This is a genomic window from Alteribacillus persepolensis, from assembly GCF_900099605.1.
Classification (GTDB): domain Bacteria; phylum Bacillota; class Bacilli; order Bacillales; family Marinococcaceae; genus Alteribacillus; species Alteribacillus persepolensis.
This window is the reverse complement of record NZ_FNDK01000015.1, coordinates 1-15900: the sequence shown is the minus strand read 5'-3', so window position 1 is coordinate 15900 and position 15900 is coordinate 1. Positions and strand designations below refer to the sequence as shown.

Here is a 15900-nt window from a genome sequence, read left to right as displayed (position 1 = left end):
TGGTTATTCATCTTTCCACGACTCCACCAATTCATCATATTTGCCGCTATTTAAGAAATTATCAACAGAAACGTGCTCAGCATCTGGATGTTTGGCTTGTGCGCGTTCCGTTAAATCTTTGTGCGTAACGACTAAGTCAGCATCTTCTGGAATCTGATTAATAGAAGTGTTCGTTACTTCAATATCAAGACCAGCTTTTTTCACTTTTTGTTTTAGTACAGAAGCACCCATGGCACTAGAACCCATGCCAGCATCACAGGCAAATACCACTTTATCAATATTCTTATCATAAGCCGTTTCTTGTGCTTCTTCTTCTGGCTGCTTTTCTTCCACTAAGTTAGAAGCAGCTTTGCTTTCTTTCCCCTTCATTTCCTGCATTTTCTCTGCTGCACCACTTAAATCTTCCTGCTTGTCTTTGGTAAATCGCAAAATAATAGCTGCAACAACGAATGATACAATTGCTGCAATCAATACGCCGGCAAACATGCCGATATAATCACCTGGCAATGTCATTGCTACATATGCAATAATACTTCCCGGTGATGGCGCCGCTCGAAGTCCGGCATCAAACAGCACAAACGTGAATATACCGCTCATGCCGCCAGCAATAACAGCTAATAAAAGCTGCGGCTTCATTAAAATATAAGGGAAGTAAATCTCATGAATACCGCCAAAGAAATGAATGATGGCTGCACCCGGCGCCGAACTTTTAGACATTCCTTGTCCAAAGAACATGTAGGCCAGCAGCACTCCTAAGCCCGGACCTGGGTTGGTTTCCAGCATAAATAGAATAGACTTGCCTGTTTCTGTTGATTCATTTGCTCCAAGCGGAGTTAAGATACCATGGTTAATGGCGTTATTTAAGAATAAAACTTTTGCCGGTTCAATAAATATACTTGCTAGCGGAAGCAGTCCTGCTTGAACAATGACATCTACTCCTGCAGCAAGAATGTTATTAAATCCTTCTACAAACGGTCCCACTGCATATAAACCGAGAACCGTTAATAAACCACCGATAATACCAGAAGAGAAATTATTAACAAGCATTTCAAACCCTTGTCTTACTTTCCCTTCCATTGCCTCATCAAACTTTTTAATAATATACCCTGCCAGCGGCCCCATGACCATTGCGCCTAAAAACATCGGAATATCGGCTCCGACAATAACCCCCATCGTCGCAATGGCACCTACGACACCACCTCTTGCCTCATAAATCATTTTACCGCCTGTATAACCAATAAGAAGCGGAAGCAAGTAATTTATCATCGGATCGACCAGACCTGCCAAATCTTCATTTGGCGCCCAGCCGTCTTCAATAAACAGTGCAGTAATAATCCCCCAAGCAATAAACGCGCCAATGTTTGGCATAATCATGCCGCTCAAGTAACTTCCAAAGCGCTGCAATTTTGCTCGAAATGTTCCTGAAGCTGCTTTTTCTGTCTGCTCAGCACTCACACAAATCCCCTCCATTTCACGATAGTAAATGTTGCCAATATTGAATAATGATGCCAAAGTAATCCAGGTATTACTTATGAACATTCTGTCAATACCTTTATACAAATCAATAATAAAGCGTTATCAACCGCATTATCAATTGTTAGAAAATGCAATTTCGTCAACATCATTGTTGACATAAGTGAAATAAGTCCATGTGACTGGCTTAAACGATACAGAGATCAGCCGCTTTCCATGTATACAACATAGAAAGCGGCAAAAAACATTTATGAATTATGAAACGTCTGGGATATCTCTTTTTTGGCGAGCTCTTGATTTGCTTCTTCTAACTGCTTGTGCTCATCTACAGAATCTCCAGCCATCCGGTCTTCTCTAGCGAACTCTTCGTCTGTTATCCCTGTTTTTCTGGCGCTGTTTACCGTGGCATTGGTGTGAGTTGTCTCTTGAAACGCCTGTTTACGTTGGTTTTTCATATGCTTCACTCCTTTTATTGCATAGCATGTGACATTTTACAAGAATAAAACATCTGCTTTTTTCTTAACCTATGGTTAAAGTGATACCTATGGCAGGAGCGGTTCGATGGAATTTATAGACAATCTTTATGCGTTATACAAAAATAAATTAACCGGTGATGAGGAAGATGCTCTCATTATTATTGAAGGCATTTTGCAGTCCATGGGAGCAAGCGACATCAATCATATGATTAGTCAATTGCCGCAAGAGGAAAAGCATGACATGCTTGCTTTATTTTTATATGAACGGTTTCGCCAGAAAATGGCGGAAGAAGGAATGGGTGCATCCAAAAATTGGGATGATGTTCATGAGAAATACTATCACTGACTTCCTGATAAAAGTTCTTTTACCTTAGCCAAGCTTTCTTCATTCAGAGCGTTTGCGTTTTTCTACCCTTTCATCCTTTAATAAAGACAAGCTTTCCTAAAGTACAAAAAAGGTGTCCGAGCACGGACACCTTTAGCTTTCTAAACCATGTATTAATGTCTGTTCCACATTTGTTAAATGATTTAACATTGCCTCTCTAGCAGCAGCAGCATCCCCTGATACAACAGCTGAATAAATACGTTCATGTTCTTCATACAGCCGTTCAAGTGTCTGCTTTTCAGAAAACAGCCACACACGCCGGCTTTCAAACATTGTTTTCCTAAGCGTATCGGAAAGCTGATTCATCACATCGAGCATAATTTTATTTCTGGCAGCCATCGCAATAGCCAAGTGAAAAGCTACATCTGACGCTTCCCCAACATTATCCTCTGCTGTTGCATGCTTCATATCATCTAGTGCTTCTTGCATTTGTTGGAGATCATCATTATTTCGCTTCAGGGCGGCAAGTTCAGCTGCTCCCACTTCCATGATTTTTCGAATCTCAAATAACTCCAGCATTTCTTTTTTAGAAATAATTCGTTCCGGTTTCATCGGATCCAATACATCCGAAAAATCATAGTTATTGACAAATGTGCCTTCACCTTGCTTAATTGTTACAATTCCAACCGCTTGAAGGGCACTTAATGCCTCTCGAACAGCCGATCTGCTCACTTGAAACTGATCCGCTAGCGCAACGACAGAGTCCAGCTTCTCTCCAGGGTGCACTTCTCCTGTTTTTATCATATTTTCAATTTGTTCACGGACAATCGCTGATATTTTTTTGGATTCAATTTGTTTAAAGCTCATCGCTTTATCTCCTTCATTGCTGAATGAGCCTTTATTATACCATAATAGTTGATTTGATGACGATTACCGATCATCAATTAGAATATAGCAAGCTTTTATCGGCCCATGCACACCAACGACTAAATCCAGCTCAATGTCTGCACTGTTGCTAGGCCCTGAAATAAAATTGATACACGAAGGTATGCGCTTTCCGGCCTGTGCTTCTTTATGAATGATTCGGTTCACTTGGCTCATCCGCGGTACAATCGTACTGTAGGGTATTAACGCAATATAATGAGCAGGCAATAAACTGACAGACTGTCCTTTTCCGCCGCCATTCATTAAGACAACTGTCGCTGATTCACTAAGTGTATAATCAGCAAAAGTGATACCCACATCGGCTTGTTCTGTAATAGCAATATCACTTTCATCTGGAGCGCCCCCCCAAGTATGGACGTTTTTCCTTCGAGTGAACGAATCAAGCCCAAACTCTTTAAACCGCAAATCATCCCAAATCGAAATGTGATTGGCCTCGTACTCCTGTAATACTTCATCTAACACGGAAGATAGATTTTGTGTATCTGTTTGTTTAACGTCTGTGTGAATGGCACTGCATTGCTGCTTCAACACTTCCACCAAGTCATCTGTTGAGTACCCTTCCATCACATCCCACTGCGGATGCTGAGAATACACTGGCCGTTCTACTGTTGTACGCCTCTTTCTTCCCAATTTTTCAGCGACATTATTTAAAAAAGAATCACGATTCTGCACACTCCCTTGCTTCATGATGAGCCTCCTTTCTGTCTATTTTTAAACCAATCACGAAAACGTTCTTTTTCAGGCGCCGGAAAATCACGTACATCTGTCCAGCCGCGCAGCGGACCGGGCCCTTTCTCAATCGTTCCATCCTTTGCAAACGGCGACAACATATATGGAGCGGTTTTAGCAGCCATTTGAAAAAGCCCTGGAGAACTTGCTGCCAGACCGAACCCTTTCATCGCATACGTTTCACCAAGCGGCGTTTTCCTTTCTTTTTCAGCAATAACTTTCCGATGTTCAATTAACAACTCGTGCAGCGGGATTTTGACTGGACAAGCATCTGTGCAAGCCGCACACAAGCTAGACGCATACGGCAAGTCTTTATGATCTTCGTATCCTTCAAGTAATGGAGACAGTACTGCTCCAATCGGACCTGGATAAATAGATCCATAAGAGTGGCCGCCGACATGACGATAAACCGGACATACATTAATGCAGGCAGCACAGCGAATGCAATGAAGCGCTGATTGGAAAGCGGTACCCAATATGTTCGAACGCCCATTATCAACGATGACTAAATGAAATTCTTCCGGTCCATCCAAATCACCGTCTTCTTTTGGCCCGCTAAGCCCGGTCACATAACTGGTCAACTTCTGTCCTACGGCACTTCTGCATAACATGCTGACTAGTACATCGAGCTCTTCCCATGTCGGGACAAGACGCTCCATCCCCATCACACTGATATGTGTCTTTGGTATCGTCGTTGCTAGACGGGCATTGCCTTCATTGGTTACAAGCGAAATACTGCCTGACTCTGCCACTGCAAAATTACAGCCGGTAATACCAATATCAGCTTCCAGAAACTCCTGACGCAGCTGCTCACGGGCAAACTGGGTTAATTCCTCCGGTTTGGCCGTTTTATCATAACCTTTTCGTTCTTCAAACGTTTCGCGAATTTGTTCTTTGTTTTTATGAAGAGCCGGGGCAACAATATGAGAAGGCGGATCATGATCATCCATTTGCAGGATGTACTCTCCCAAATCCGATTCAATAACTTCACAGCCTGCCTTTTCCAGCGCCTCATTCATACTGATTTCTTCTGTTACCATGGACTTGGACTTAATAATTTTTTTGGCTTGTTTTTTTGCTGCTATTTCTTTCACGTACTGGTTCGCTTCTTCCGCCGTTTCAGCAAAAAAGACATGGCCGCCGTTTTTCACGACATTTTCACTTAACTGTTCCAAATAATAATCCAAGTTCTCAAGGGTGTGGGAGCGAATTTCATCTGATAGTGTCCGCCATTTCTCCCATTGGCCAAGATCTTCTTCTGCTTGTGCTTTTTTTGTGTGAAGGCGGCCTTGCGCTTGACGGACTGTTTGCCGCATGTAGTCATTGCTGATTCCTTTTTGGACACGATCATCAAAAGAACGTTCTCCGATCTTCATTGGCACGGCCCATTCCTCCTTTATTTCTCTCTGCTATTTAATACTTGTGCAATGTGCATCACATGGACTGGCTTGTCTTTTCGCTGCATGCGTCCGCCAATGTTCATTAAACAGCCGCAATCTGCCCCGATTAAAATATCAGCCTCTGTCTCTTCAATACTGTCAACTTTTTCGTCTACCATCTGCTCTGAAATAGACGACATTTTCACAGCAAATGTCCCGCCAAAACCGCAGCAGTTTTGTTTATTCGGAAGCTCTTTTAATGTGAGACCTTTGACATTTGATAACAACTGATATGGAGCTTCTTTTTCTCCTAACAGACGTGTCATGTGACACGACGTGTGATAAGTGGCAGAAGCAGGAAGCTCTGCTCCTGTATCTGTAATGTGAAGCACTCTGTATAGAAACTCGGTTAATTCGTACGTTTTCTCTGATAACGCCTCGGCTCGTCTTTTCCACTCCTCTTCGTCATGCAGAAGTTCCGGATATTCTTTAAACATCGCTGCACAAGAGCCAGATGGCGTCACAACAGCTTCGGCATGTTCAAATGTTTGAATCATATGCTTGGCTGCTTTTTTTGCGTCACGATGATAGCCGCTATTATAAGCAGGCTGCCCGCAGCATGTTTGTTTTTCTGGAAAGTCTATTTCACAACCGTGTCTCTCTAATAGTTCCACAACATCTTTTCCGACACCTGGATAAAACACATCTGCAAGGCACGTAATAAAAAGAGATACTTTCATTTCCTGTTCCCTCCTTAAGCAGTCTTATGCCAGTTATACAGCCGGTCTTCTTGCTTTTGTTGAAGATGCCCTTGATAACATGCATATAAAAAGAGCCCAACAATCACAATAACCATCGCTGTTCCAATGTTTAATCCTATACCGTGGACAAAAACATAGCCAATTCCACCAGCGAAAAATACGTAATAGACTGTTGGAATTAATGTTTTACGTATAAGTTCTCCTTCTCTTCCAACCAATCCTGCCGCAGCTGATGCGGCCACGACGTTATGCACACAAATCATGTTTCCAGCAGCACCGCCGACAGCTTGCAGCGCGACAATAATAGACGGTGTTATACCGATATTTTGCGCTGTTCCAAATTGAAATAGAGAAAACATCATATTACTAATGGTGTTACTTCCAGCAACAAATGCCCCCAGTGCTCCAACCGCCGGTGCTACCGCAGGATAACTCTCTCCAACAATTCCTGAGACAGTTTCGGCCAATACTAACGGCATGCTTTCAAAGCCTGCACTATTTATCTCAGAATTAATAAATACTTGCACCATAGGAACAGAAAATAACAGCGCTGGAGAAGCCGCCAGGATTGTTTTTCCTGAGTCTTTCCAAGCACTCCCATATGTATAACGGTTCATCTTGTATATGAACGCAGAAAGAATGGAAACAACAAGCAGTATAAAACCAGGTAAAAACAATGGCGTACTTTCAATCGTAATGGCGCTGTTAAACACATTTTCCACACGGACGACAAATGATTCCAGCCATGCCCCGAACGGCAGTGACTGTAATCGAGTGAGAACGAGCAGCACCGCTACGATTACGTAAGGAAGCCATGCTTTTACAGGGTGAACGTGGCGTGCATTGTATTCTGGCTGAACGTTTAATGTTCCAGTCCAGCTGGCATCCCATTTTGAGGCGTCAGCAAAATCCCAATGCTTTTTCGGCATGAACCACCCCTTTTTCGCTGCTGGTACAACGATCGCTAGTCCAATAAGCCCGCCAAACATGGCTGGAAATTCTGGGCCGAGTATATTGGCTACCAGAGCAAAAGGAATCGTAAACGATAACCCAGCAAACAATGCAAATTTCCAAACAGCTAACCCTTCTTTGATGGAACGATGTTCTCCAAAGAAAAACGTCAGCATTGTCACCATAAACAGAGGAATTAACAACCCGACCATTCCATGGAAAATGGCAACCTCTCCGCCGATTGCACGCACATATTCATTGATTGTCATGCCTAACGAACCTGCTGTTTCTTCTACAGCAGAAGATCCTGCTAATCCTGACTGTACGCCGATTAGAATCGGCGTTCCAACAGCACCATAGGATACTGGTGCTGACTGGATAATTAACGCCACCATCACGGCTCCCATCGCTGGAAAGCCAACAGCCACAAGCAGGGGAGCAATAATTGCTGCGGGCGTTCCCCACCCGGAAGCGCCTTCAATAAATGATCCAAATAACCAGCAAATGATAATAGCTTGTATCCTTCTGTCCGGTGTGATATCTGTAAATCCTTGGCGTATTGTCTGTATTGCACCGCTTTCTTTTAACGTGTTAAGCATCAATATTGCACCGAACACAATAAACAGCACCTCAAGTGCAGTTGTCACCCCTTGCATGCTGGCACCTGCAATTTGATTAACCGGGACTCCCCAGACAAAATATGCAATAACAACAGTAACAGCAAATGCTATGGGCATTGCCTTTTTTGCCGGCCAGCGCAGCAAAACAAGGAAAAATAATACCGTTAAAATTGGAATGACAGCTAATAACGACAATATCCCTGTGTTCATTCGCCTTCTCCTCCTCGCATGTCATAATGTCATATGGTCATCAGATGTCTTGTTAGTTGCTATTATTCTATCAATTACTGAAATCGCTTGCAATGCGTTTTTGCAAAAGGAACTCCACTTTATTTTTATGGGAACATAAAAACGTGCTGCCGTATTATCGTGCAGCACGCTCTCTCTATACTTCCTGCTTTATTCTTTTTAAATGCCTTCCCATCTTTTCGCTTCATCTAACACAATGCCAAATTGATCCAGGGTTCGATAAGCCAAGTGGTCAATAGCATCATCCAATGATGCGGGGTGGTTATAAAAGGCCGGCATCATCGGAAAAATAACTGCTCCCATTTTGGACAGCTCTGTCATATTTTCTAAATGAATCGTGTTTAACGGTGTTTCCCTCGCTAGCAGCAGCAATTTCTTTCTCTCTTTTAACATCACATCGGCCGCGCGTGTAATTAAGTTGTCAGCAAGTCCCGTACGAATAGACGCGACTGTTTTCATGCTGCAAGGAGCCACAATCATTCCATCCACTTGGAACGACCCGCTCGATATAGCTGCTGCTTGATTTTTGGAGGAGTAGCTGTAATCGGCTAATGCTTCAACATCTTTAATAGAATAGGATGTTTCATGTTCAATAGTGACTCGCCCCCATGAGGAAATAACTAAATGCGTCTCCGCGTCTGCTTTTTGCAGCATTTCTAATAAACGAATTCCCATGATGGCTCCTGAAGCTCCGGATATTGCGACAATGACTTTCATCGGTGGGCCTCCTCCATACTTATCTTTCCGTATCATTTAATCAAATAAGGATGGCGCAAAACGAGCAGGATCTACTTCTTTAAAAGCAGCTCGTTTAAACTTGTCCTTTAAGTGAAACGGCACGGTACAATCAAAGATTGTTTTCGTTGATATTCCTTTTGCAGGAATCGTCGCACTGTACTCCGGTGTTTGAGAAGGGTCCAGCGGATGGCAGCGCACCCCTGGGATAAAACTTGTATCCACGTCACCTTGAAAACGAGTCGTCATCGCCCATAAGACATCGTTTGAATCAAATGGGTCAACATCTTCATCAACAATATAGACATGCTTTAACTCTGAAAAGGCGGAAAACGCCAGCATCGCTGCTTGCTTTTGACGGCCTTCGTCACTTGGCTGGCTTTTCTTAAATTGTAAAACAGCCATATATTTGCCGCCGCCAGCAGAATGCGCGTAAACATTTAACAATTTCCCCGGCATGGCTTTTTCTACCATCTGCAAAATACTCGCTTCTGTCGGAATGCCAGCCATATTTACGTGCTCCTCACTCGGACCAATGACTGTTTGCATAATCGGGTTTTTACGATGTGTAACAGCCTTGACTTTTATTACAGGCAGCTCTTGTACCGCAATCCCTTGGTACCCAGGAAACTCAGGCATTGCCATGCCCGTGTCAGTATTTTGATCTTCCCTTACACGTTTATTCGGAATAAGTTCGCCTTCTATCACGTACTCAGCATTGGCAATCGCTTTTTCATCAATGGTAACACACGGTGTTAATTCTACTGGTTCTTTGCGAATCCCGCCAGCAATTGTTAGTTCATTGAATCCAAGTGGGGTAGTAGGAGGTTCAAAACATGCTCCAATTTCAATGGCCGGGTCCACGCCGATGCTAATGGAAATAGGCAATGGCTTTCCTTCTGCTTCGGCTTTTTTCCGAAATACATCAAGATGACGCGCACCTGGCACAAAGTACATCGACATTTCATCTTTGCTTTGTAAACATAAGCGGTGAATCGTTACATCCGACTCTCCCGTTTCAGCATCTGATGCATAACACATTCCCATAGTAATATATGGTCCAGCATCTTCTTCTGTATTCGTTGGTGCCGGTATCAGTTTGCGAATATCAAAGCCAGGTTCATCAGCATAGTGAACCACTTCTTGTGCTTTTGCTTTTTCATTTGGAATCGTTACCGGATCAATCGCATGGTTAACGGCTTCATTTAATAGAAATCCAAGCCGCTCAGGAGGTGTATCAAGAAGATATCCAACTCTCTCTCGGCTGGCGAGCAACCCTATCATCACGCGAGCGTCTTCATGGCCTTTTACATGATTAAACATCATGGCCGGCCCTGTCTGCGTAGGACGCATAACCGTTCCGCCTGCTCCAATGTGACGGTATACTCCCGATAATTCAGCATGAGGGTCCACTGGTTCATCCGTTTCAATATATTGTCCCGAAATTTCTTTCAAACGTTCGACTGCAGAACGAAAATCTCTTACTTTTGTTTTTGTTACTGACATGTATATTCCTCCCCGATTTGTTATATCCAGCGCAACAAACATCTTTATCGTCATGCTATATGTTTATTTTGTTATATCTTGCTAAATTTTCTTACTTCTCTGCTGTTACTGTCATTTTAAAGGAATTTCGTTTACATTTAAATGAAAAGGTTTTAATGATGATTCATACAACGCAAAAATAAAACTCTATCGCAGCCAAGCCGTGTGAATCAAAGAAACGTTTGCTCATCTTTGAGCAGCTGCTTCATAAGCGCTTTTCTTTGAATCTGCTTTCATAAGAACCATTGACTTTTCTTTTTCTTGACTAAGAAAAACGGTAGTTGAGAAACCCGCGCAACTACCGCCTTTGTCACCGTAGAAGCTGCTGCTTTAGAACACATCTGCTGCAGACGAGATGCTTTTCCGCGGGCATGCCCGTTCTGCGGAGTCTTCGCTTCATGCTGTTCCCGCTGGATCCGCCCGTCTTCCGCTCCTACTTCGGATAGCGCATGCATGAAACATCTTTGAAATAACAATTAACATATATACTTTCCTGCCTTCTAAAAAGAAAAGCTGTCTAAAGGGGATAAAACCCTTTTCAGACAGCTTTTTCGTTTTACTTTTGTGCAGGTATTTTCTTTTTCGCTTCGGCACGCCGCTTATGAAGAATTGGCTCAGTGTAGCCACTCGGTTGTTCATATCCTTTAAACACAAGATCACACGCAGCTTGAAAAGCGACCGATTCTTCAAAGTTATCAGCCATAGGACGATATCCGTCTACACCTTTGTTTTGTTCATCTACCACTTTGGCCATTCGTTTCATTGTTTCCATTACTTGTTCTTTCGTGCAAATACCGTGATGAAGCCAATTAGCCATGTGCTGGCTGGAAATTCGAAGCGTGGCACGGTCTTCCATTAAGCCGACATTATTAATATCTGGAACTTTCGAGCAGCCGATGCCCATTTCTACCCAGCGTACTACATATCCTAATATGCCTTGTGCATTATTATCCAGCTCTTGCTGTACTTCGTCTGCACTCCAATTTGGCTGTTTTGCAACTGGGATTTGTAAAATATCATCTTCATGATTTTCTACGTTTTGCAGAAGCTGCTGCTGTACATCCTTTACGTCCACTTGATGATAGTGAAGCGCATGCAGCGTAGCAGCAGTTGGTGATGGAACCCAAGCCGTATTTGCCCCCGCTTTTAACTGGCCATCTTTTTGCTCTAACATATCAGCCATTAAATCCGGCATGGCCCACATTCCCTTACCAATTTGCGCACGCCCTTTCAATCCTGTTTCCAGTCCTCTGTGTACATTCGATTTTTCATATGCTGACAGCCATACTGATTTCTTCATATCTCCTTTGCGAATCATAGGACCTGCTTCCATGGAAGTATGCATTTCATCTCCCGTACGATCCAAAAACCCAGTGTTAATAAAAATAATTCTTTCTTTCACTTCTTTGATGCAGTTTTTAAGATTCAAAGACGTTCTGCGTTCTTCATCCATTACGCCAATCTTCAGTGTGTGGCGCGCTAATCCCAGCATATCTTCTAATTTATTAAACAGTTTATTAGCAAAGGCTACTTCTTTAGAACCGTGCATTTTTGGCTTAACGATATAAACAGAGCCTTTTTCTGAGTTCTGATATTTGCCGTTTCCTGCTATATCATGTTTAGCAATCAAACTCGTTACCGCACCATCTAGTATTCCCTCCGGCACTTCCTTTCCGTTTTCATCGAATACCGCATCAATTGTCATCAAATGTCCGACGTTTCGAACTAACATATGCGACCTGCCCGAGAGTTTTAATTCGCCTCCTGATTTCGATTGATACACTCGATCAGGATTTAATGTACGGGTGACCGTTTTTGTGCCTTTTTGAAAGGTTTCTGTTAAATCTCCTTTCATTAACCCAAGCCAGTTGCGATACACTAATACCTTATCTTCAGCATCAACTGCCGCAACAGAGTCTTCACAATCCATAATGGTGGTGACTGCTGATTCGCATACAATGTCTTTTATTCCAGCTGAATCTGTTTTGCCAATTGCATCCTGCGCATCAATTTGAATGTCAAAATGCAAATCGTTATTTTTTATTAAAATAGATGCTGGGTTCGCCTTTTCGCCTTGGTAGCCAACGAACTTATCGGCATCTTTCAGCTCTGTGGTCTTTCCATTTTCCAAGGTTACATATAGTGTGCTGCCATCAATTGCATATTTAACGGCTTCTTTGTGTGAACCCGCTTGAAGCGGCACTATATCATCAAGAAATGCTTTGGCATAAGCAATAACTTTTTGCCCTCTTGCTGGATTATAACTGCTTGTTATTTCAGCACCGTCTTCTTCACTAATCACATCGGTGCCGTATAATGCATCATATAAACTGCCCCATCTCGCATTTGCTGCGTTTAACGCATAACGAGCATTACTCATCGGTACAACCAGCTGCGGGCCTCCTTGACTGGCGATTTCATCATCAACATTCGCAGTCGTCACTTCAAAGTCTTCCACTTCTGGTTCTAAATACTCTATTTCCTTTAAAAATGCTTTATACGTTTGAAAGTCAAATGAACCTTTGTGCTGCTTATGCCACTGGTGTATTTGTTCCTGCAGGTCGTCTCTTGTTTTTAACAGTTCCCTGTTTTCAGGAGACATTTCATGAATGATGTTATCTAACCCTTGCCAAAACGCTTCTTTTGATACACCGCTTCCTGGAATAGCTTCCTCATTTACAAACTCATACAGTTCTGCTGCTACAGTTAAACGCCCTGCCTTAACATATTTACTCACATCCATGCTCCCCTTCCATTATATTGTTGCTTATTACAAAACACTGTTTCTATTTATTTATATATTACCACACCGATTCCCCTTTTTCAATTGTTCTGACAAATTAATCCTTAAAGAAAAGTTGGCTGACGCCAAGGTGCAGGCGGTTGCCTAGCTGCACTGCTGCTGATTTTCTCAAAATCTTGACTGCGTCGATAATTCACCCATGTTAAAATTCTATACTTTTCTATCAGTGCAAAAAAAGAACAGAGACCGTCTGCATCCTACGGTTCTCTGCTCATCCTGCTGCTATATCCCAGGCGTTGGGATACACGCTTTCCAATATTCATAAATGTATCTTTCATCTCGCGGATTCTCTCTTCTCCCATCCGAATTGAAGGTCCGGATATACTGATGGAGCCGGCAATCTCCCCTCGGAAGTTAAAGATCGGGACAGCAATGCACGTAATACCGACTTCATTTTCTTCTCGTTCTATGCCATACCCGCGCTCTCTAATCACGCGTAAGTTTTCCAACAGCTCATCTGCATCTGTTATCGTATGTTCGGTATGACGAGGAAGCCCTTTTTGTTCGATGATTTCCATCACTTCTGCCGGCGGCAGGTAAGCTAAAATCGTTTTTCCAGCACTCGTACAATGCATCGGCGCCCGTTTTCCTACTTGAGAATGCATACGCAGTGTCTCGTTTCCTTCTAACTTTTCGATGTACACAGCTTCTTTTTGTGAATAAATAACAAGATGAATCACTTCATTAGTCATATCTTCCAGCTCTTTTAAATAAGGTGCTGCCTCTTTGCGTATATCAATGGAATCGAGCAGCTTAGAGCTCAATTCCAAGTACTGATAGCCGAGCCGGTATCTTTTCGTTTCTGTATCTTGTTCGATAAACCCGTGTTCCATCAGCGTGGAAAGCAGACGAAAAATGGAACTTTTATTTAAGCCAAGTTCACCAGCTAACTCGGTCACGCCGTAACCATCTCTTTTCGTGCTGACTAATTTAATAATTGTTAATGCCCGGTCAACCGATTTCACCATAGAACCTGCCTCCTTTCTATCTCATCTTCGTCGAATATTTCTTTATTATAACATTAATTAAATGAAGAAAGGACCATACGCCTTGAAAGAAGGAGGTTCGGCTAAGACGACTGACTTCCATCCTCCGAATCCGCGACAAGTCCTGAAGGACGGGGCCGGACCGAGGGAAGCTCGAGCGAGCAGATGCTTGCGCTAGGCAATGAAAACGCCAACGTTTATCCTTTCCTCCTTTGCAAAAAAACTTTGCCCCGTGTCATGGACAAAGTTTTCTTGCTCTCATGATTTTTATTCCGTTACAAGCTCTTTTGCTAATTCTGCATCTTTTACATATGCTTTTGGAAGCATAATCAATTCTTTATCAAACTCGTCTAACGACATACCTTTTCTTACTCTATTAGGCGTATCAGGGTTTGCCAGCGCTTGGCGGGCAATCGCAGCAAAATCTGCTTCACCATTCTCTAATACAGACGCAGCTTGATTAGGGTCACTTAAGCTGCCGCACGCTATGACAGTCTTTTTGGAAAAGCTTTTAGCTGCCTGACTCATCGTCATCGTTCCGTCACCAAATCCCGGAGAAACAGCATCCATATCTGAAATATGAATATAATCGACATCTGTCTTGCCTAACGTGGTGAAAATTGTTTCTGCATCTTTTTCACCGCCGGGCCACTGATAGTCCGGATTGGTGGCTTTCAGCTGGGAGATGCGGATGCCGACAATCATATCTTTTCCAACCGCGTCACGCACTTCCTGTATGAGCTCCGTCAACAGACGCAGCCTGTTTTCCAGCGTTCCCCCGTATTCATCTTCTCTCTTATTAATAGACTCGGATAAAAACTCATCGAGCAGATACCCATTTGCTCCGTGAAGTTCCACTCCATCAAATCCTGCTTCTTTTGCATAAACCGCTGCCTGAACAAAACCTTGTTTCACATTCTTTATTCCTTGTTTTGACAACTCTTCAGCCACTGGAAAAGCACCGCTTCCCCCATATACTGGCACCATATCACGCGGCGGTTGAAACGAAGAAGGTGCTATGTTTTTATCTTCATAATAATTTCCTTGCGACTGCGCACCTCCGTGCATTAACTGTGCAATAAATAAGGCACCGTGTTTTTGGACATCGGAGACAATCGGCTTCCAAGCTTCTCTATGTTTGTCTGTGGCAAGTCCAGCCTGATACTCATACGCTTGGCTGTATTTTTCATCTGTATAAATGCCTTCTGTAATGACGGCTGAAAATCCACCCAATGCAAACCTCTTATAATACTGGTGAACACGTTCATTCGGTGTGCCGTCCTCCTCAGAACTGACTCTTGTCATCGGCCCTACAATGTATCGGTTTTTCAGCTTGTGTTTTCCTATAAAACCAGGTTCAAACAATACATCTGGATTCAAAGCCATTTTTATCACCCTACATTTCTTTATTCGTTTGCTCTGCGCGTATTATTATGTCCCTGAATCAATTTCATAATTCAGACCTGTCACATTATAAACGAACATTATATGAAATCCCCTCGTTATCATTCGATTTCCGCTTCAGGCGGACGCTTTCCGCGGGCTTGGCTTCAGCCTCCTCGGCAGCAAGCTGCCTGCGGGGTCTTCAGCTCAAGCTTATCCCGCAGGAGTCGCCGCCTTACGCTACAATCGAAATAATGTTCGCTTTTGATAATCATAAAAGCACTTATGAAATTGATTTCACTACATAGATATTTTTACACTTTTCCCGTTCAGCTTTCAAACAATAGGCTTTCCTGGTCTCGGCTTGCAGGTTACACCTCTTTTCTTACAGGGGTAAGAGCATCGTGTACAGCTTTTTCTAACCGTTCACGCTGTTTGGCACGTTCTTGTTTATCCCAATGCAGCAATTCACCCATTGTATGTTCTACCCCATCTTTCCACTGCTTTACCCAATGTATATTAAAATATAAGGCAGCTGTT

At 43.0% G+C, this 15900-nt stretch carries 14 protein-coding genes; 1 reads left to right on the top strand and 13 read right to left on the bottom strand.

The window, feature by feature from the left end:
* Positions 1-3: 3 nt before the first annotated feature.
* Entirely contained in the window at positions 4-1455 is a 1452-nt protein-coding gene (locus BLT18_RS11775; protein ID WP_281242358.1) for a PTS mannitol transporter subunit IICB, read from the bottom strand.
* A gap of 266 nt (positions 1456-1721) precedes the next feature.
* A complete protein-coding gene (locus BLT18_RS11770; protein WP_091274222.1) occupies positions 1722-1928 on the bottom strand; it encodes a hypothetical protein in 207 nt (68 codons plus the stop codon).
* A gap of 106 nt (positions 1929-2034) precedes the next feature.
* Here BLT18_RS11770 and BLT18_RS11765 point away from each other — a divergent pair, with 106 nt between their 5' ends.
* Entirely contained in the window at positions 2035-2295 is a 261-nt protein-coding gene (locus BLT18_RS11765) for a DUF6154 family protein (protein WP_091274219.1), read from the top strand.
* 132 nt (positions 2296-2427) lie between these two features.
* Here the strand turns inward: BLT18_RS11765 and BLT18_RS11760 are convergent, their stop codons facing one another.
* The 11 genes from BLT18_RS11760 to BLT18_RS11710 form a co-directional block, all read right to left on the bottom strand.
* The gene (locus tag BLT18_RS11760; RefSeq protein WP_091274217.1) at positions 2428-3141 is read right to left on the bottom strand and encodes a FadR/GntR family transcriptional regulator; all 714 of its coding nucleotides are present in this window, start codon (positions 3139-3141) and stop codon (positions 2428-2430) included.
* A gap of 63 nt (positions 3142-3204) precedes the next feature.
* Complete coding sequence (locus BLT18_RS11755; protein ID WP_091274214.1) at positions 3205-3906, bottom strand: LutC/YkgG family protein; 702 nt, start codon at positions 3904-3906, stop codon at positions 3205-3207.
* The gene (locus BLT18_RS11750) at positions 3903-5330 is read right to left on the bottom strand and encodes a LutB/LldF family L-lactate oxidation iron-sulfur protein (protein ID WP_091274211.1); all 1428 of its coding nucleotides are present in this window, start codon (positions 5328-5330) and stop codon (positions 3903-3905) included. The genes BLT18_RS11755 and BLT18_RS11750 overlap by 4 nt, the downstream gene beginning before the upstream one ends.
* A gap of 14 nt (positions 5331-5344) precedes the next feature.
* The gene (locus BLT18_RS11745) at positions 5345-6067 is read right to left on the bottom strand and encodes a (Fe-S)-binding protein (protein WP_091274208.1); all 723 of its coding nucleotides are present in this window, start codon (positions 6065-6067) and stop codon (positions 5345-5347) included.
* 14 nt (positions 6068-6081) lie between these two features.
* Complete coding sequence (locus BLT18_RS11740; protein WP_091274205.1) at positions 6082-7869, bottom strand: L-lactate permease; 1788 nt, start codon at positions 7867-7869, stop codon at positions 6082-6084.
* 198 nt (positions 7870-8067) lie between these two features.
* Entirely contained in the window at positions 8068-8625 is a 558-nt protein-coding gene (locus BLT18_RS11735; protein ID WP_091274202.1) for a non-oxidative hydroxyarylic acid decarboxylases subunit B, read from the bottom strand.
* Positions 8626-8661: 36 nt separating this feature from the next.
* Positions 8662-10149, bottom strand: coding sequence for a UbiD family decarboxylase (locus tag BLT18_RS11730; RefSeq protein WP_091274199.1), 1488 nt, complete (start codon positions 10147-10149; stop codon positions 8662-8664).
* A gap of 272 nt (positions 10150-10421) precedes the next feature.
* On the bottom strand, positions 10422-10643 hold the full coding sequence (locus BLT18_RS11725; protein WP_091274195.1) for a hypothetical protein: 222 nt from the start codon (positions 10641-10643) through the stop codon (positions 10422-10424).
* Positions 10644-10744: 101 nt separating this feature from the next.
* The gene (locus BLT18_RS11720; protein WP_091274379.1) at positions 10745-12925 is read right to left on the bottom strand and encodes a malate synthase G; all 2181 of its coding nucleotides are present in this window, start codon (positions 12923-12925) and stop codon (positions 10745-10747) included.
* Between the two features lie 263 nt (positions 12926-13188).
* Positions 13189-13959: an IclR family transcriptional regulator gene (locus BLT18_RS11715; protein WP_091274192.1), complete on the bottom strand. Its 771-nt coding sequence runs from the start codon at positions 13957-13959 to the stop codon at positions 13189-13191.
* A 285-nt stretch (positions 13960-14244) separates the two neighbouring features.
* A complete protein-coding gene (locus BLT18_RS11710) occupies positions 14245-15363 on the bottom strand; it encodes an NADH:flavin oxidoreductase (RefSeq protein ID WP_091274189.1) in 1119 nt (372 codons plus the stop codon).
* Positions 15364-15900: the final 537 nt, after the last annotated feature.